At 38.3% G+C, this 19110-nt stretch carries 15 protein-coding genes and 1 other RNA gene; 9 read left to right on the forward strand and 7 right to left on the reverse strand.

From position 1 onward, the window contains the following. The first annotated feature begins 55 nt into the window (after window positions 1-55). The 4 genes from QSH13_RS15125 to amtB all read left to right on the forward strand — a co-directional run bounded on the left by QSH13_RS15125 (window position 56) and on the right by amtB (window position 5462). Entirely contained in the window at window positions 56-1801 is a 1746-nt protein-coding gene (locus QSH13_RS15125; RefSeq protein ID WP_286039339.1) for a SmdA family multidrug ABC transporter permease/ATP-binding protein, read from the forward strand. Beyond that, window positions 1788-3575, forward strand: a complete 1788-nt coding sequence (locus QSH13_RS15130; protein WP_109397181.1) for a SmdB family multidrug efflux ABC transporter permease/ATP-binding protein — start codon at window positions 1788-1790, stop codon at window positions 3573-3575. Before QSH13_RS15125 ends, QSH13_RS15130 begins: the two co-directional genes overlap by 14 nt. 243 nt (window positions 3576-3818) lie before the next feature. Next, a complete protein-coding gene (gene glnK / locus QSH13_RS15135) occupies window positions 3819-4157 on the forward strand; it encodes a P-II family nitrogen regulator (protein WP_109397182.1) in 339 nt (112 codons plus the stop codon). A gap of 12 nt (window positions 4158-4169) precedes the next feature. Continuing rightward, window positions 4170-5462: an ammonium transporter AmtB gene (amtB, locus tag QSH13_RS15140; RefSeq protein WP_109397183.1), complete on the forward strand. Its 1293-nt coding sequence runs from the start codon at window positions 4170-4172 to the stop codon at window positions 5460-5462. Window positions 5463-5504: 42 nt separating this feature from the next. On the opposite strand, the gene tesB is transcribed toward amtB, so the two are convergent. Continuing rightward, a complete protein-coding gene (gene tesB, locus QSH13_RS15145; protein WP_109397184.1) occupies window positions 5505-6380 on the reverse strand; it encodes an acyl-CoA thioesterase II in 876 nt (291 codons plus the stop codon). A 309-nt stretch (window positions 6381-6689) separates the two neighbouring features. Here tesB and ffs point away from each other — a divergent pair. Continuing rightward, an RNA gene (gene ffs, locus QSH13_RS15150) (signal recognition particle sRNA small type) lies at window positions 6690-6786 on the forward strand. A 409-nt stretch (window positions 6787-7195) separates the two neighbouring features. Here the strand turns inward: ffs and hha are convergent. The 4 genes from hha to QSH13_RS15170 all read right to left on the reverse strand — a co-directional run bounded on the left by hha (window position 7196) and on the right by QSH13_RS15170 (window position 12799). After that, window positions 7196-7399 carry a hemolysin expression-modulating protein Hha gene (gene hha / locus QSH13_RS15155; protein WP_006535062.1) on the reverse strand — a complete coding sequence of 68 codons (204 nt, stop codon included), beginning with the start codon at window positions 7397-7399 and terminating at the stop codon, window positions 7196-7198. Window positions 7400-7444: 45 nt separating this feature from the next. Further along, a complete protein-coding gene (gene tomB, locus QSH13_RS15160; RefSeq protein WP_109406807.1) occupies window positions 7445-7807 on the reverse strand; it encodes an Hha toxicity modulator TomB in 363 nt (120 codons plus the stop codon). A gap of 634 nt (window positions 7808-8441) precedes the next feature. Further along, a complete protein-coding gene (locus tag QSH13_RS15165; protein ID WP_286039340.1) occupies window positions 8442-11591 on the reverse strand; it encodes an efflux RND transporter permease subunit in 3150 nt (1049 codons plus the stop codon). Between the two features lie 14 nt (window positions 11592-11605). Beyond that, window positions 11606-12799, reverse strand: a complete 1194-nt coding sequence (locus tag QSH13_RS15170; RefSeq protein WP_109397187.1) for an efflux RND transporter periplasmic adaptor subunit — start codon at window positions 12797-12799, stop codon at window positions 11606-11608. A gap of 124 nt (window positions 12800-12923) precedes the next feature. Here QSH13_RS15170 and acrR point away from each other — a divergent pair, with 124 nt between their 5' ends. The 3 genes from acrR to mscK all read left to right on the forward strand — a co-directional run bounded on the left by acrR (window position 12924) and on the right by mscK (window position 17499). After that, entirely contained in the window at window positions 12924-13568 is a 645-nt protein-coding gene (acrR, locus tag QSH13_RS15175; protein ID WP_109397188.1) for a multidrug efflux transporter transcriptional repressor AcrR, read from the forward strand. A gap of 28 nt (window positions 13569-13596) precedes the next feature. Next, window positions 13597-13950 carry a DsrE/DsrF/TusD sulfur relay family protein gene (locus tag QSH13_RS15180; RefSeq protein ID WP_196543906.1) on the forward strand — a complete coding sequence of 118 codons (354 nt, stop codon included), beginning with the start codon at window positions 13597-13599 and terminating at the stop codon, window positions 13948-13950. Between the two features lie 126 nt (window positions 13951-14076). Then, window positions 14077-17499 (forward strand): mechanosensitive channel MscK, encoded by a 3423-nt coding sequence (mscK, locus tag QSH13_RS15185; protein WP_286039341.1) that lies wholly within the window; start codon window positions 14077-14079, stop codon window positions 17497-17499. On the opposite strand, the gene rsmS is transcribed toward mscK, so the two are convergent. Further along, entirely contained in the window at window positions 17500-17664 is a 165-nt protein-coding gene (gene rsmS / locus QSH13_RS15190) for a pleiotropic regulatory protein RsmS (protein WP_109397190.1), read from the reverse strand. A gap of 11 nt (window positions 17665-17675) precedes the next feature. Continuing rightward, window positions 17676-18218: a primosomal replication protein PriC gene (gene priC, locus QSH13_RS15195; RefSeq protein ID WP_109397191.1), complete on the reverse strand. Its 543-nt coding sequence runs from the start codon at window positions 18216-18218 to the stop codon at window positions 17676-17678. Window positions 18219-18355: 137 nt separating this feature from the next. Here priC and apt point away from each other — a divergent pair, with 137 nt between their 5' ends. Beyond that, a complete protein-coding gene (apt, locus tag QSH13_RS15200; RefSeq protein ID WP_036911661.1) occupies window positions 18356-18907 on the forward strand; it encodes an adenine phosphoribosyltransferase in 552 nt (183 codons plus the stop codon). Window positions 18908-19110: the final 203 nt, after the last annotated feature.

The raw sequence follows: 19110 nt of genomic DNA on the forward strand, positions 1-19110 counted from the left end.
GTTCATCTTTACCAACTGGCACTTTTATTTTTTGTATAACCTTAGGATTTAAGGCGTGGCTCTATTTTCACAGCTCAGTTGGTATTTTCTCAGTGAATGGCGTCGCTATTTAGGTGCCATTTTCTTATTGATGGTTATCGCAGTATTACAGGTGATCCCGCCAAAGATTGTTGGGATTATTGTTGATGGTGTTGATAACCATAGTCTGACGTTTAGCCAAGTGATGAATTGGATTGGTGTGATGGTATTAATTGCCCTCGCAGTTTATCTTTTGCGTTATTTTTGGCGTCTTTGGTTATTTGGTGCATCTTATCAATTAGCAATAAAACTGCGGATGCAAATTTATCAACAACTTAATCAACAATCTTCCTCATTTTATCATCGCTATCGTACAGGCGATTTAATTGCACGTACCACCAATGATGTAGATAAAGTCGTTTTTGCAGCGGGCGAAGGTGTACTGACCTTAGTGGATTCTATGGTTATGGGGCTTGCTGTGCTCGTCATGATGAGTATTCAGTTAAGTTGGGAACTAACACTGATTTCATTATTACCGATGCCACTCATGGCGATTTTGATTAAGCGATATGGCGATAAATTACATAGTCGTTTTAAAACCGCACAAGCACTTTTCTCTTCGCTTAATAATCAAGCTCAAGAAAGCTTGAGTAGTATTCGTATGATCAAATCATTCGGGCTAGAGCAACAGCATGCATCTCGTTTTGAGGATGTGGCAAAAGAAACAGGACGCCAAAATATGCGTGTTGCAAGAGTTGATGCGCTCTTTGATCCTACTATTTTTATGGCTATTGGGTTTGCTAATTTACTCGCAGTTGCTGGCGGTAGCTATTTTGTTATTAACGGCAAAATGACATTGGGTGAATTAACCAGCTTTGTGATGTATTTGGGGCAAATGATCTGGCCAATGCTGGCTTTAGCATGGATGTTCAATATTGTTGAGCGAGGCAGTGCTGCTTATAGTCGAATTAATAGTTTATTGAATGAAAAAATCGATATGGTTGATGGCGAATTGTCACCAAAGCAAGGTCGAGGTGTGTTATCCGTTGATATCAAACGATTCCAATATCCTAAACAGTCAACAGAAACACTGAAAAATATTCATTTCACATTATCACCGGGTGAAATGTTGGGGATTTGTGGAATAACGGGAAGTGGAAAAAGTACATTACTTACCGTCATTCAACGACTTTACGATGTGACTGAAGGGGAAATTTGTTTTCAATCTATACCCATTTATCAATTGAAACTTGATGAATGGCGGGCACGATTGGCCGTTGTTAATCAAACACCCTTCCTATTTTCAGATACCATTGCGGGAAATATTGCTTTAGGCCGTCCTGATGCGACAAAAGAAGAGATAGAGTGTGTTGCGAAATTGGCAAATATTCACGAAGATATTTTACGTTTACCTGAAGGGTATCAAACACAGGTAGGTGAAAAAGGTGTGATGTTATCCGGTGGACAAAAACAGCGTATTTCTATTGCTCGAGCACTATTATTGGATGCTGAAATTTTATTATTAGATGATGCACTATCTGCTGTTGATGGACAAACCGAATATCAAATCTTGCAAAACTTGTCGCAATGGCGAAAAGATAGAACATTAATTATCAGTGCTCATCGTTTATCTTCATTGGTTGGAGCGACAAATATTTTAGTTTTAAAACAAGGTGAGGTTATAGAGCAAGGTACACATCAGCAGTTAATTTCAATACCGGGTTGGTATCAAGATATGTACCATTATCAGCAATTAGAGGCCGCGCTGGATGACGATGAATAAAAATAAATCCGTTAAAGCGCTATTGCCTGCATTAAAGCGTCTTTTGACTTATGGTAAAACCTATCGCAAACCTATGACATGGGGTGTCATTATGTTGTGGGTAGCTGCCGTTGCAGAAGTGGGAGGCCCATTAATTGTAGGCTATTTTATTGATGCAAAAGTGGCCACGAATAATGTGGAATTAATGTCATCATTAGGTCTAGCGTTAGCTTTTATTCTTTTGCAGGTGATTGCTGCCACACTTCACTATTATCAAGCCATTGTGTTCAATCATGCTGCCGTTGGGGTTGTACAACAATTACGTACAGATGTAATGAGTGCGGCACTAAAACAGCCATTAAGTGCTTTTGATAATCAGCCTGTGGGGCAGTTAATCTCTCGTGTAACAAATGATACCGAAACGATTAAAGATTTGTTCGTGAATGTGTTGCCGACATTATTCCGAGCGATTGCTTTAGTGGTTGTAATGTTAGTAGCTATGTTTTTATTAGACTGGCAAATGGCATTAATTGCGATGACAATCTTCCCTGCGGTTATCGGTGTAATGATGCTTTATCAGCGACTGAGCACGCCTATTGTACGTAATGTGCGTCATTTTCTTGCCAATATTAATGATGGTTTCCACGAAGTGATTAATGGTATGTCAGTTATTCAGCAATTTAGGCAACAAGCTCGTTTTGGTGAAAGAATGTCAGATGACAGCTGGCAACATTATCAAGCACGTATGAAAGCGTTAAAACTTGATGGTCTGTTATTACGTCCTTTATTAAGTATGCTCTCTGCGTTGGTTCTGTGCGGTTTATTAATATTGTTTGGGTATCAGGGGAGTGCTGTTATTGGTGTTGGGGTTATCTATGCATTTATCAGTTATTTAGGTCGATTAAATGAACCCTTGATCACATTGACATCACAGCAATCGATTCTACAACAGGCGGTTGTCTCGGGTGAGCGTGTTTTTGAACTGATGGATGCACCTTTACAGCACTACGGCTCATCAACACATTCTATCACTCAAGGTAATATCGATGTCAGCTCTCTTTGGTTTGCGTATCGTGATGAGCAATGGATATTAAAAGATATCAATTTAACTATTCCTGCTCGCCATTTTGTCGCATTCGTTGGGCACACAGGAAGTGGCAAGAGTACTTTAGCCAGTTTATTAATGGGTAATTATCCTTGGCAAAAAGGCAGTATTTCTTTAGATAGGCAACCATTAGAAGCGTATTCTCATGCTGCATTGCGCAGTGGTATTGCGATGGTGCAGCAAGATCCCGTTTTATTATCGGGTTCACTGTATGACAACATTACGTTAGGGCGTGAATGTGAGGAGTCACATTTATGGCATGTATTAGAAACAGTTCAACTTGATCAATGGGCTAAAGCTTTACCTGAAGGGTTGCAAACAGAACTTGGTGAACAAGGTAGTCGCTTATCCTCTGGTCAAAAACAGTTGCTTGCATTGGCGCGTGTATTATTAATACCTCCTCGTATTCTTATTTTGGACGAGGCAACAGCAAATATTGACTCTGGAACAGAACAAGCCATACAGAAGGCGTTAAAAGTAGTTAGGGAAAAAACAACACTGATTGTTATTGCTCATCGACTTTCCACTATTATTGAAGCCAATGAAATAGTGGTGCTTCATCGTGGTGCAATTGTTGAGCAGGGTGATCATGCTAAGTTACTCTCGCAAAAAGGGCGATACTATAATATGTATCAATTACAGCAGGTCAGAGAATCTTTACAAGAACAAACTCCTCTTGAAGTAGAATAATAACCTTAAATAAAAAAATATAATTTTAGAGGGCACATCATCTTAATGTATGTGCCCTTTTTGATTTCCCAATTATCTCGCTTTTATCAAAATAGCTATCGTATTTTTGCACCAACTCGGTGATTCTTTTCATTTAAATTATTTTAAAAGTTTATTTTTTCTTAAATATCAATTAATTAAATAATGGCATGCCTTTTGCTTTTCTATGTAGGGTTTGTTCTTTCAAATATCGACGAGGTTTATATGAAATATATCATCGCCATTATTAAGCCATTTAAATTAGAAGAAGTACGAGAGTTGCTCTCTGAGTTAGGTATAAAGGGAATGACAATCAGTGAAGTAAAGGGATATGGGCGACAAAAAGGACATGCGGAGTTGTATCGAGGGGCTGAATACGAAGTTAATTTTCTCCCCAAAGTAAAAATAGAACTTGCTATTTGTGATGAGCAACTAGAGCCAGTTATGCAAGTGATTATGCAAGCGACTGATACAGGGAAAGTCGGTGATGGAAAAATTTTTGTTTTTGAATTATTACAGGCAGTCCGTATTCGTACCGGCGAGTCTGGTGATGAAGCACTTTAAAGGAGATATTCGATGAGACGCTTACTTTCTTTACTATTAATGTTAGTGCTTACACACTTTTCTTCATCTGCATTTGCGACTGAAACAGGGGTTGTTGATAAAGCGGATAATAGTTTTATGTTGATATGTACAGCTTTAGTCTTTTTTATGACGATGCCTGGTATTGCTCTATTTTATGGTGGGTTATTGAGAGGGAAAAATGTACTTTCTTTGATTACACAAGTGATGATGATCTTCAGTGTTGTCGTTATTCTTTGGGTTACCTTTGGTTATAGTTTGGCATTTACCGCGGGTAATAAAATTTGGGGTGGGTGGTCACTTACTTTTTTGAATAACGTATCACTAGATTCACTTTCTGGTTCAATTAATCAGTATGTGCATATTGCTTTTCAAGGATCTTTTGCTGTTATCACTGTTGCATTAATTATTGGGGCATTAGGAGAGCGTGTTCGCTTTTCTGCACTGCTCATTTTTACGATTATTTGGTTCACATTTTCTTATATCCCTATTGCACATATGGTATGGGGAGAAGGTGGTTGGTTAATCGATGATGGGGCATTAGATTTTGCAGGGGGAACCGTTGTTCATATTAATGCGGCTATTGCGGCTCTTGTTGGTGCTTACTTACTTGGTAAACGACGTGATAGCCAGCACACAGCGCTTAAACCTCATAATTTACCAATGGTCTTTACCGGTACCGCGGTGCTCTATATTGGTTGGTTTGGTTTTAATGCAGGCTCTGCGGGTAGTGCAAATGCAATTGCGGCTTTAGCATTTCTAAATACAGTAATTGCAACGGCAGGCGCTGTACTTTCTTGGACGGCATCAGAATGGATCACTAGAGGCAAACCTTCTATGTTAGGTAGTTGTTCTGGTTGTATTGCAGGATTAGTTGCGATTACACCTGCGGCTGGCACGGTTGGAGTGATGGGTGCTTTATTTATCGGTGTAATAGGAGGGATCATTGGGCTTTGGGGCGTCGTTGTTCTAAAGCGCTGGTTAAAGGCAGATGATGTTTGTGATGTTTTCGGTATTCACGGTACTTGTGGTATTGCCGGGTGTTTATTAACAGGGGTATTTACGGCTTCATTTTTAGGGGGCGTGGGATATAGCGATGGTATGACACTCAGTAAACAAGTTTTAATTCAATTAATGAGTGTCGTGATCACGGTGATTTGGTCAGGTGTTGTGGCTTATATCGGTTTTAAAATTGCAGATAAGCTGGTGGGCTTGCGAGTTTCAGAAGAGGAAGAGCATGATGGGTTAGATCTAACCACTCATGGTGAAAGAGCTTATCAACAATAATTGTCTATTCCCCCTCGTTTGAGGGGGGAATATACCAAGGTATTATTTTGAATGTTTAGCGCGTTTTTGACGAATAACCCCTTCTTGAACAGAAGATGCTACTAGTTGACCGTTTGTATTATAGAATTTACCTCTAACAAATCCTCTACCACCTGATGCCGAAGGGCTTTCAATCACATAAAGTAACCAATCATCCACACGGAATGGGCGATGAAACCACATAGAATGGTCAATCGTGGCGACCTGCAGACTTGTATCCATAAAACCTAAACCATAAGGTTGGAGAGCGGTTGGTAAAAAGTCAAAATCAGAAACATAACCGAGTAAATATTGATGCAAGAAAGGATCGGCTGGTATTTCACCACGACTACGATACCAAACATAGCGTTCAGCAGGTGCTTTAGCGTAGCCAAAAGGGCTAAAATATTGCACAGGGCGTGCTTCAAACGGTGTTTCTCTAAGTGCTAACGATTTAATCGGTTCGGGTAATTTAGGCGCTAAGTTCTTTAAAATCTCATCTTGTGAGATAAGCGCATTTGGAAAAGGAACATCAGGCATTGCATCTTGATGTTCAAAACCTTCTTCAAATTCTTGAAAAGAAACGGTCATATAAAAAATAGGTTTACCATGCTGAATAGCACTGACTCTACGAGTACTAAATGATCCACCATCACGAATAAATTCCACATCATAAACGATAGGCTTATGGCTATCACCAGGACGTAAAAAGTAGCTATGAAATGAGTTGATATAGCGGTTATCAGCTATTGTCTGTTTTGCTGCATATAGTGCTTGTCCTACAACTTGCCCACCAAAAACTTGCGGTAATCCTAAATCTTCGCTTTGGCCTCTAAATAGACCTTCTTCTATTTTTTCAAGTGCCATCAAATTGATGAGATCTTTCAATGCTTGACTCATAGTGTACCTGTATCTTTAGATCTGGTTATTTTTTATAAAGTTGATTATATACAATCCTAAGAATATAAAAAAATAATCTCCCTTTTTATCTTGTCGCAATCTAATCATAAATGAACAGAGTTGATGAGATTATTGTTTGAGTGCTTTTTGATAAATTTATGGCAGGTAAAAAAGATTTAGAGTCAATTGAATAATCAATGAGTGCGGGTTTGGGTAATTAATAATCACTTAGGCTCGCTTTCCTTGCTATTTGGATCAGTTTAAAACATAATGCGTAACGTCTTAGCAATAAGACAATCTATGGGGTCTTGTTGGTTCTCCCGCAACGCTAACTTGTTAACTCGGTCAGGTCCGGAAGGAAGCAGCCATGGCAGGTGTCGCGTGTGCCGGGATGTCGCTGGCAAGGCCCCACCCAATTTTTAGCCCTTCATAACTTTTAATTTCTCAGCATTTCGAATCTCTTATCACTTTTATCTTCTTAGGTTTATTTTTCCTTATAATTTTTACTCTCTATATGTGTTTTTTGAGTGCTATTCTCTTTGGATTTGAGAGTCAATATTATTGAATAGAAAACGGTATGCTCTCTATGTATCATTTTATTATTGGAAGATTTACGGTAGTGTTTATAAATGGCAGGAATATTTGGGCAAAGAAATGCGGTCATGCCGTAATAAGTTAACGGCATGATGGTGTGTAATTATTCTACTGATAAGAAAACGTGAATAAAACGATATCTAAATTAAGAACTAATAACCCTACTACTATAAAAAATAAAAATAGCAAAAATAAAACTAAGGCAATTAAATAGAACTAGATTATCTTACAAATTTCCAAACAGATGCTGGGATTTTATCATATAGCTTATTCATTGTGAGTTCAGCTAAACGGTGGTCTGCTGCTGAATAAAACAGTTCCAGTTCATCATCAGAGAGTTCATATTTGTTTTTTTCAATTACACGTTCTAATGTTTCGATTGAAGTACATTTTCTTAAACGCATTAGATAGTCTGTCTTAGTCATGTTGTCTTTTCTCTATTATTAAAATAAAACTAAAGATAATTAAAATTACTTAATATAACTTTTTGGGTTTTGGGCAATGAGAGTTAAAAGTGACTGATTTAACTCTTTCCAATTATTGATATCTGAGTAAGAAATTGATGTATTACCAAATAAACGATAAGTCTCTTCAAGGTACTCTTCTATAAGCGTATTAATTACATGTTTATCTGGGTACTTAATCTTAAATTTCCAACTAAAGTCCATAATGTGTTCAATTAGGACATTAAGGTCAACGCTTTTTGTGCTACTTAGATCGTTGTACCAAACCGTGCTGCCTTTATCTAATGAGTCTAAAGCTTGCTGTAATAGCTCTTCGCACAAAAACGACAATTCGGCTAAATCTACTTTTTCTGGTGAATATTCGTCCATAACATATCGCAATTGAATTAATAGAAATATTCATTAATAAAGATAAATACTTAAAGTTGAGCTTATTAATGAGATACATCACATAATTCATTAATGGATTAATAAAAAACATAAACTGAAAATGGGTGTTTATATTTACTCGTATGCTAAAAGGGTTTAATAATTATATTTATTATTTCTAACAAAGTAATAGCATATCGAAAGACAATACTAAATTGCATACGGAATCACACACGAATGAGTTTAAAACTTACACAATAAGTATTTCTTTGCTTAATATAGCACTATTATTGCATAAGTCACTATCTGAACGACAGAAATTTGTCTATTTTCGTAAAAATCAAAAAATCCCAATTAAAGAGTATTTGTTTTAACATGATGATTATATTGGTTTTTATTATATTTTAAATGCTTAAGCGTGTAAATGAGGTATAAATATCGTTGTTATTTATAAATAACAGAACTATCTCATTTTGACAAAAAGTCACATATAAGAAAAAAAATAAAATGAATTTATTGATTAAAGAGATATTACCTCAAAATAATATAATGAAACAATTTTTCATTTTAAACAATATATCCATAGATAAAGAAAAAGGTCGCTTTCGCGACCTTTTTGGCATTATCACTCAAATTAGTGTGAATGATTTGGGTGTTCTAAATCTTCATTTTTCTTCGCAAACCGTCTACGGATCACGACGAAGAAAATAGGAACGAAGTAGATAGCAAGAGAAGTCGCGGCAATCATACCACCGAATACACCTGTACCTACTGAGTTCTGAGCACCAGAACCTGCACCGTTACTTAATACCAGAGGAATAACCCCTAACATAAAGGCCAGTGAAGTCATTAGAATTGGACGTAGACGCATTCTAACAGAGTCTAACGTTGCTTCTATGAGTCCTTTGCCTTCTTTTTCCATCAAGTCTTTGGCGAATTCAACAATCAAGATTGCGTTTTTCGCCGATAACCCAATGGTTGTTAAGAGCCCAACCTTAAAGTAAACGTCGTTTTCAAGGCCTCTTAGTGATGTTAATGCAAGAGCACCAATAACACCTAGTGGAACGACTAACATTACAGAGAATGGTACTGACCAGCTTTCATAAAGAGCAGCAAGGCAAAGGAATACAACTATCAAGGAAATGGTATACAGCGCAGGCGCTTGGTTACCAGATAAACGTTCTTGATATGACATTCCTGTCCACTCATAACCGATACCGCTTGGTAGTTTACTTGCGAGATCTTCCATCATGAGCATTGCATCACCACTACTTTGACCCGGTGTTGCACTACCTTGAATTTGAACTGCTGGTAAACCGTTATAACGCTCTAAACGAGGAGAGCCGTATAACCAAGGATCTTTACTTGTATCAATGAACGATGAGAATGGAACCATCTGACCGACATTGTTACGAACATAAAGATTACCAATATCTTGTGGCAACATACGGAATTGTGATTCAGCTTGAACGTAAACTTTCTTAACACGACCACGGTCGATAAAGTCGTTTACATAGCTACCACCAAACATCGTACCTAATGTTGAATAGATATCCGTAATTGCAACACCTTGAGCTTGTGCTTTTTCTAGGTCGATATAGAGACGATACTGTGAAGTATCTTCCTGACCGTTAGGACGCACGCCCATTAACATTTGAGGTTGTTGCGCTGCCATTCCGAGTAATTGATTTCGAGCTTCCATGAGTTTATCGTGACCGAGGTTAGCTTTATCCACTAACTCGAATTCGAAACCACCCGCAGAGCCTAATTCAACAATTGCTGGAATGTTAAATGAGTAAACAAAGGCTTCTTTAATTTGGGATAATGCCATGTTGGCACGCGCTACAATAGCCGGAACTTTGTCTTCCTCTGCTTTACGTTCATCCCAATCATTCAATACAACGAAGACCAGACCCATATTTTGTCCTTGACCACCGAAGCCGAAGCCACTTACGGTAAAGACAGATTTAACGAGCTCTTTCTCATCAGTATTGAAGTAGTCGTTTACTCTTTCTAGTACGTCTTGTGTTTGTTCTTGTGTTGAACCAGCAGGTAACTGAACCATTGTCAGTAATACACCTTGGTCCTCTTCAGGTAAGAACGATGCGGGTAAGCGAATAAACATTAACGCCATACCTGCCACTAATAAAACGTAAATTAATAAGTAACGTCCTGTACCACGAAGTGTACGGGATACACTGTCAGTATAGTGATGACTACTCTTTTCAAAGGTACGGTTAAACCAACCAAAGAAACCAGTTTGCACACCATGACTGCCTTTCGGTACAGGTTTTAACATCGTTGCACAAAGTGCAGGTGTTAAAATCAATGCAACGAAAACAGATAGAACCATTGCTGATACAATGGTGATAGAGAACTGGCGATAAATAGCACCCGTTGAACCACCAAAAAATGCCATTGGAATAAATACCGCAGAAAGCACTAGGGCGATACCGACCAATGCACTTTGGATTTGTCCCATGGATTTACGAGTTGCTTCTTTCGGTGATAACCCTTCTTCTTGCATTACACGTTCGACGTTTTCTACTACAACGATGGCATCATCTACCAGAAGCCCGATAGCAAGTACCATCGCGAACATCGTCAAGGTATTTATCGAATAACCGAACGCCGAGAGTATGGCGAAGGTACCTAGCAATACAACAGGCACTGCAATTGTTGGAATTAACGTCGCACGGAAGTTCTGTAAGAACAGATACATAACTACGAATACCAACATGATTGCTTCAATAAGCGTTTTTACCACTTCGAAAATAGAGATCTTAACGAATGGCGTTGTATCATAAGGATAAACGACCTCTAATCCCGCAGGGAAGAACGGTTCCATTTCAGCTAATGCAGCACGTACCGCGGTTGCTGTATCTAGTGCGTTAGCACCTGTTGCTAATTTAATACCGATACCAGAAGCAGGTAAGCCATTAAAGCGAGCAATAGTACTGTAGCTTTCTGCTCCCATTTCAACGACACCGAGATCTTTTAGCTTAACCTGTGAACCGTCGGTATTAACCTTCATCAGGATATCGCCAAATTGTTCTGCGGTATTGAGTCGAGTTTGAGCAATAATTGATACGTTTAAACGCTGACCTGGAACAGGAGGTGTACCCCCCAATTGTCCTGCTGCCACTTGGTTATTCTGTGCTCTGATTGCACCAATAACATCAAGTGTGGTCATGTTATATTTCACCAGTTTATCGGGATCTAACCAAATACGCATGGCGTATTGAGTACCAAATAACTGGGTTTCACCCACACCGGTAACACGGCTTAATGGGTCTTTAATCGTTGCACCCACATAGTCTGCAATATCATCTTGTGACATTGAGCCGTCACTTGAGATGAATCCTGCAACCATCAAGAATGAACTTGAGGATTTATCAACACTAATCCCTTGTTGTTGCACTTCCTGAGGTAATAACGGCATAGCAAGTTGCAGTTTATTCTGCACCTGTACTTGCGCAATATCAGGATCAGTACCTGCTTCAAAGGTCAGAGTGATATTCATTATACCCGCTGAGTCACTGGTCGCAGACATATACACCATGTTATCGATACCATTCATATTCTGTTCGATAACTTGGGTTACAGTGTTCTGCACAGTGGTGGCGTCAGCACCAGGATATACCGCAGAGATAGATATTGCTGGCGGTGCAATCGTTGGATACTGGGCAACAGGCAGTTTGATGAGTGCCAGAAGACCTGCGAGCATGGTAATTATCGCAATTACCCACGCAAATATCGGTCTATCTATAAAAAACTTAGGCATGGATCACCGACTCCTTATTGAGGATTCTTAGCTGGCTCAGTTTGTTCAGGTGATGGCTTCGCATCTAAATTCTCTTCTTGAGGCGTTACTGTCATCTTAGGTTTTGCTTTTTGCAATCCAGAAACGATAACGCGCTCACCAGCCTGAACACCACTATTAACGAGCCATTTATTACCAACAGCTTGTGATACTTCTATGGTACGAACTTCAACAACATTGTCTTTATTAACAATCATTGTTGTTGCATCACCACGAGCTGTACGAATAACGGCTTGCTGTGGAATTAAAACTGCATTTTGACGAATACCATTTTCTAACTTAGTGCGAACAAACATACCTGGTAATAGCTCCCCATTTGGGTTAGGTACGATAGCACGCATAGTAATTGAGCCTGTTGTTTCATCAACAGTCACATCAGAAAATTCTAAATGGCCTTTCTGTGCGTAAGCTTGCCCATTAGTCAGTGTTAAATGAACAACAGGTTTGCCTTGCTCTTGACGAATAACACCACTTTCAATTTCGTTTTTGAGTTTTAGGTAGTCTTCGCTAGATTGTGTCACGTTGACGTAAATCGGATCAATTTGCTGAACAGTTGTCAGTGCCACTTGTTGACCTGGAGCGACAAGCGCGCCTTCAGTCACAGTAGATTTACCTGAACGGCCTGAAATAGGTGCTGTTACTTTTGTGTATTCAAGATTAATTTTTGCAGTCGTTACAGCTGCTTCACCCGCTTTAACGGCAGCAACCGCTTGTGCGTATTGAGACGTAGCTGTATCAAAATCTTGTTTACTGACGTAGTTTGTACCTAGCAGAGGCTTATAACGCTCTACAGTGAGGCGCGCTATTTCAGCATTCGCTTTCGCTTTTGCTAATTCAGCTTTTGCACTATTTAAAGTTGCTTCAAAAATAGCTGGGTCGATTTGATACAAAGATGTACCCGCTTCTACATAGCTACCTTCAGTATAATTGCGCTTTAAAATAATGCCGCCAACTTGAGGGCGAACTTCAGCAATACGGAAAGCTGATGTACGACCTGGTAAATCAGTGGTGATTGTCAGAGCTTCTGCTCCTAAAGTCACAACACCCACAGCCGGTGCAGGAGGTGGACCTCCAGCAGACTGTTTAGCTTTGTCGTCACATCCAGCAAGAACCAAGCTGCCTGATAGCACTAACAGAGCCAGAGGCAAAACCCCTCTGTTTTTTCGCATAAGAAAACCTCTATTCAAACGTTGTTTCCCGGGATAAAAATAATTAAGTTGATGATTGATTGCGATGTATAGTACAAACATACATGAATGTATGTAAATTAACTTCAGTCAAAATCGAGGATTAATGGCACGAAAAACTAAACGGCAGGCACAAGAAACAAAACAGCAGATTATTGATGCTGCACTTAGGCTGTTTACTGTGCAAGGCGTTTCTGCCACATCACTTTCAGATATTGCATCCGCGGCGGGTGTTACCCGAGGCGCAATATATTGGCACTTTAAAAATAAAGTGGATTTATTTACTGAAGCGTGCGAACTCACCGACTTAAAAATAGAATCTTTAGAATTAGAGTATCAAACAAAATATCCAGATGATCCACTATTTGTATTAAGAGAATTGCTTATTTACATATTGACATCCATTGTCGAAGATCCTAAACATAATTCACTTTTAGAAATATATTTCCATAAATGCGAATTTGTCGGTGAAATGACGCCAATTGTTGAAATTCGCAGAGAATTGTGTGCAGCGGATCACTCTAGAATAGAACAATCTTTATTTCGTTGTGTTGAAAAAAAACAGCTTCCTGCCAACCTTAATTTAAGAAGAGCCGCCATTATGTTAAGAGCAATGATGACGGGTCTTGCCGAAAATTGGTTATTTTCACCAGAAAGTTTCTCTATCAAAGATGAAAGTCAATATTTGGTTGATAGCTTTATTGATATGATAAAGCACAGCGCGAATATGAGAATATCAGCGTCATCTTAATTTATTATTAAACTTGAGGAAGAGGTTTATGAGTAAGGTATTAGTAATTGCTAATGGTGCGGCTTACGGCAATGAATCATTATTTAACGCACTGCGTTTATCTATAACTTTGAAAGAACAATATCCAGAAACTGAGTTAAATATTTTTTTAATGTCAGACGCAGTGACAGGGGCTTTGGCGCGTCAACAACCTAAAGAAGGTTATAACTTACAGCAAATGCTGGAAATTTTAACAGCACAAAATGTGCCTGTTAAACTATGCAAAACCTGTACAGATACTCGTGGTATCAGTGATTTACCTCTTGTTGATGGTGCAGAATTAGGTACGTTAGTGGATTTAGCTCAGTGGACACTGGATGCTGATAAAATCCTGACTTTCTGATCATCATTTCGTTTTCTCAGGCGAGAAACAGGCCAAGCAACTTGTGCTGTTTACACTGCCAATTTAAAGCAATTGGATTATAATAATAAACAGTTTTTCAATATTAATTGAACAAGTTGCTTAACCATGCGTAATCAAACTTTTTTTTCTCAGTTCGATAATCGAATAGTGACGACTCTTTTCGCCACGATTATTATGTTTGTTTTTTTGAGTTTCTCCATCACCTCAGTTTTAGCAGCAGTACCCAGTAATTTACCCACTCAAGAAAGTATTCAAAACCAGCTTAATTTATTAAACAAACGTAGCGAGCTAAGTGCAGAAGATAAATTAACGATTGCTGACTTGGAACAATCTCTTTTATTACTTGATAATATTCAACAGCTAGAAAAAAAATTAGCAAGTTATGATAAAACCGTCGAGCAATTACCAGAAAAACTGCGTAATGCGCAATATCAACTTAATCAGTTAAAACAGAAAGTCGCTAATAAAGAAGCAGGAGACTATCAAAAGTCACTAGAAGCATTACCGTTAGCAACATTAGAGTCACAATTAGAGACTGTCTTACAATCATTACAAAAAGCGCAAGACGATTTAGCCAATTACAGCAATGAACTTATTGTGTTACAAACACAACCAGAAAGAGCACAGTCTGTTTTATTTAATAACTCAGAAAGACTGCAACAAATAAGAATCTTGTTGAATAAAAGTAGTGCAGATAAAGCACAAATGCGGCCTTCAGCAGTACAATTATTACAAGTAGAACAATATTATCTTCAACAACAAAACAATTATCAAAAACGCACCTTACAATTTAATGTGCAACTACAAAGCCTATTACAACTCCAACGTGATTATAGTTCTGCTTATATCGACCTTTCCCAAGAACATGCTCAACTCATCCAAGAAGAGATTAGTAATAAGCGTTTAGACAGTTCAGAAGAAACGGCGAAAGAAGCGCAAAGTACAGGACTTGAAAATCAGGAAATTAATAATAATCCTTTTTATTTAGAGCAAACAGAAATCAATAAACATCTTAGTGATAAGTTGATTGTTACAACGCAAAATAATAATGAGCTAAATCGCCATAGCCTAATGGTCAAGAATCGTTTAGATCGAGCAATTCAATCTGAGCGAAATTTGAAAGAACAAATTGATGTCCTCAAAGGAAGCTTATTGCTTTCTCGTATCTTATTTGAAGAGCAAGTTGATTTACCGGATGGTATTTTTATTAATAACTTACCCGATAAAATTGCGGACTTACGTTTAGAGCAATTTGAAATAAACAAACAACGCGATCAAATAATACAGCCCAGTGTTTATATTGATCAGTTGATGCATGAATACCAAGTCGCTCATCCTGAAGCCTCTGATCCCCATGAACAAAAAGAGTTACGTAGCGCATTAGAATTACTAGTTGATGCTAGACGTGAATTACTTGATAAGCTCAACAACCAATTAGGTAATCAAATCTCAGGTTCGATTAACCTACAAATGGATCAACAACAATTACGCAGTGTGGTCAGTTCACTCGAAAACACATTGGCTCAGCAAATTTTCTGGGTAAGCAGTAATAAGCCAATTAATCTTAATTGGTTTTCAGCATTCCCTTCTCAGGCTATTGCAGAGTTTCAAGGTTTTAAACTCTATTGGTCAAATGAAAATCTGCTGATCGGGGCTAAGAAATCACTTCCTGTTCTTATTGCGTTAATTTTGTTCGGTTCAATACTGATTTGGCAACGTAAGAAACTTGATATTCAGTTTGAAAAACTCAACGGAGATATAAATAAACTCAATAAAGATTCTCAGTTACATACACCGCTTGCACTGGGAATTGTTTTTCTTAAAACCTTACCTCTGTCTTGTTTTGTCTTAGCGATAGGATATTGGCTAATAAATAGCTTTAATGTACAACAAGAGTTTATCTGGTCTTTCGCTTGGCAATTTGCGGTATTTTGGCTGATGTTCGAATGGTCTTATCGCTTAATGTCTGACAATGGTGTTGCGGTAAAACATTTTAAAATTCCCGTAGAGCGAGTCCAACAAAACCGTAAACGTTTATTACGGCTTTCTTTTCCTATGTTGCCGATTATTTTACTTTCTGCTTATGGCATTAATAATCCATTGTTGCTGGTGGGCGATGTGATTGGGCAGTTAGTTGCGATTATTTCATTATTTGGTATTAGTTTTTTCACACTGCCATTTTGCCGTGAAATGTGGCAAGAAAAAGGTAACCATGTTATTAGAACCGTTGTGATTACTTTATTAACGTTTTCACCTTTAATTTTAATGGGTTTAGTGATTTTTGGTTATTACTATACGGCGTTACGCTTGGCAAATCGTTGGATTGATAGTTTATATCTGCTGATGTTGTGGTTTATTGCTTACCACGCTAGTTTGCGCGGATTAACCGTTGCGGCGAGAAGGCTTGCATATCGTCGAGCGCTTGAGCGTAGGCAAGCTATGTTAAAAGAGAAAAAAGAAGGTGAAGATAACAGTCTTGAACCTATTCAAGAGCCACCAATGGATATGGAGCAAATTAATCAGCAATCATTAAGGCTGACAACGATGATCTTATTTATCATCTTTGCTTCTAGTTTCTATGGAATTTGGTCTGATTTTATTACTGTTTTTACCTATTTGGATGGCATAACGCTCTGGAATTACACATTACCGACAGAACTCGGTAATGTTGTTAAGGCAGTTACTGTTGCAGATCTATTATTGTCTGTTTCTATTATGGCCATTTCTTGGTTTATGACTCGAAATTTACCGGGATTGTTAGAGGTATTAATTTTATCTCGTATAAAACTGCAACAAGGTGCTTCTTACGCGATCACAACTATTTTGACCTACATTATTATTGCTATTGGAACCATCGTATCACTGGGAATATTAGGTGTAGCATGGGAAAAACTGCAATGGTTAGCGGCGGCTTTAACAGTTGGTTTAGGGTTTGGTTTACAAGAGATATTTGCAAACTTTGTGTCTGGCTTAATTATTTTGTTCGAAAGACCTGTCAGAATCGGTGATACGGTTACTATTGGTACTTATTCCGGTACGGTTAGCCGAATTCGAATTAGGGCAACGACAGTGACTGACTTTGATCGCAAAGAAGTGATTATTCCAAATAAAGCGTTTGTAACCGAACGGCTTATTAACTGGACACTCTCTGATACGGTAACACGTATTATTATTCAAGTAGGTGTTGCTTATGGCTCTGATCTCGATAAGGTCAAAGCGATCTTAATGAAGGCGGCCAAAGATAATGTCAGAGTGATGACAGAACCAGAGCCGGTGGTGCTATTTACTGAATTTGGGGCAAGTACTCTGAACCATGATTTGCGTTTTTATGTTAGAACATTAGGCGATAGAAATATTGTAATAGATGAAGTTAACCGTGCTATTGATAAGCTATGTAATGAAAATAATATCAATATTGCGTTTAACCAACTTGATGTTTATTTGCATAATAAACAAGGTGATGAAGTACAAGAGGTAAAACGTCCTCTTGATGGCTCAACACCTGAAGCTAATACGCCTTTTGCTTAATTAAAGGGATGAATGAGTAGATTGTGCTGCTAATTTTTTTTCATAATCTTGGCGCACAATCTCAAGTGCTTCTAGTGCTGTTTTAGGATCAATATGGTGACTTTCAAGTAAATAGATAAGTTCGACGGCCAATTGAACAGACTCCGGTGCTTCTTTTAAACTCATGTTCACTTCCTTTAAAATTTATCTTCTTGTTTTTCAATGCTCTTTTCGATAGAGAACAGGGCATTTTTGCAACGTGCAAGGCGATTTTCAAGCGCGGCAATTTCTTTTTGTAACGCTTGTTGATTTATAAAATTCTGTGTTTGTATTAATGAAAGCTCTCTATCTTGGATCATGGCGTGTAATCGACGTTCATAATCCTGATGTTGGGCAAGTTTTTGGTATAAATCGACACTTTTTTTTCGTTGAGTAAGCTGGTTTTCTTGCTTTCTTAGTGTTTGTGTTGATAATTCACGAGTTAATGCTTCAATTTGTTGTAGGATTTGTGTGGCCAGAAATTTAACCTGCTGGCCTCGTTGTGCCTCAACACAGGCGATTAACTGAGTAAAATTATCGCGGATCTGTTGCATATAGCCACCAAGGGAATCACTTCGGCGGTGGAATAGTGCTGTGTCGAAGCAAGGTGCTGCAATTTTTTTGTTTGCAATAGGCGCCACTGTTTCGGCTAGATTGTCTATCTGTTTTTTAAACAAGCTTAAAGGATCGGGTTTGTTCATCTGGTTCTTGTCCCTGTTTTGATAAAAACATGAATTGACTTAAAGCAACAAAAAAGAGTTGTTAATTGGCTTTCTGTTGCATTTTAACGGCATATTGCATAGATTCTATCGTTTCGTTTTTTATTATGGCACTGATTATGACTGCTAACGCGCAACAACTGCAATTTATTAAAGACAGTATTGAGACCATTCCTGATTATCCAAAAGAAGGGATATTATTCCGTGATATCACTACATTATTAGATAATCCTGCTGCATATCAGGCAACCATTGATTTATTGGTAGAACACTATCAAGGTCAGGGTATCACTAAAGTTGTGGGTACCGAAGCGCGTGGCTTCCTGTTTGGTGCTCCTGTCGCTTTACGCCTAGGTGTTGGTTTTGTTCCTGTTCGTAAAAAAGGTAAATTGCCTCGCGAAACGCTCAGTGAAACTTATGATCTGGAATACGGCACAGATACTTTAGAGATCCACAAAGATAGCATTACGGATCAAGACAAAGTATTAATGGTCGATGATTTACTGGCAACAGGTGGCACCATTGAAGCAACTGCTCGTCTTATCCGCCGTTTAGGGGGGACTGTGACAGAAGCCGCATTCATTATCTGCTTACCTGATTTAGGCGGTATCGAACGCTTAGAAAAACAAGGTGTTCACAGCTTTACACTGGTTGATTTTCCAGGACATTAATTTCTTCACTGTTTAGAGAAGGGCGAATTAAGCTCTTATCGTAAACACAAGTAAGAGTGCGGGTGTTTATATATCGTTTATAAGTTTTTCTATTTTTATAAATGTATATTGCCCGCATAATTGTTACCGTTTACCTTATCTTTAATTTCAGCGGGTTCTCTCATCAATATCTCATTTGTTTCTTACAGATCTCGCTCAATAGG

This window comes from Proteus faecis (assembly GCF_030286765.1).
In the GTDB taxonomy this organism is placed as follows: domain Bacteria; phylum Pseudomonadota; class Gammaproteobacteria; order Enterobacterales; family Enterobacteriaceae; genus Proteus; species Proteus faecis.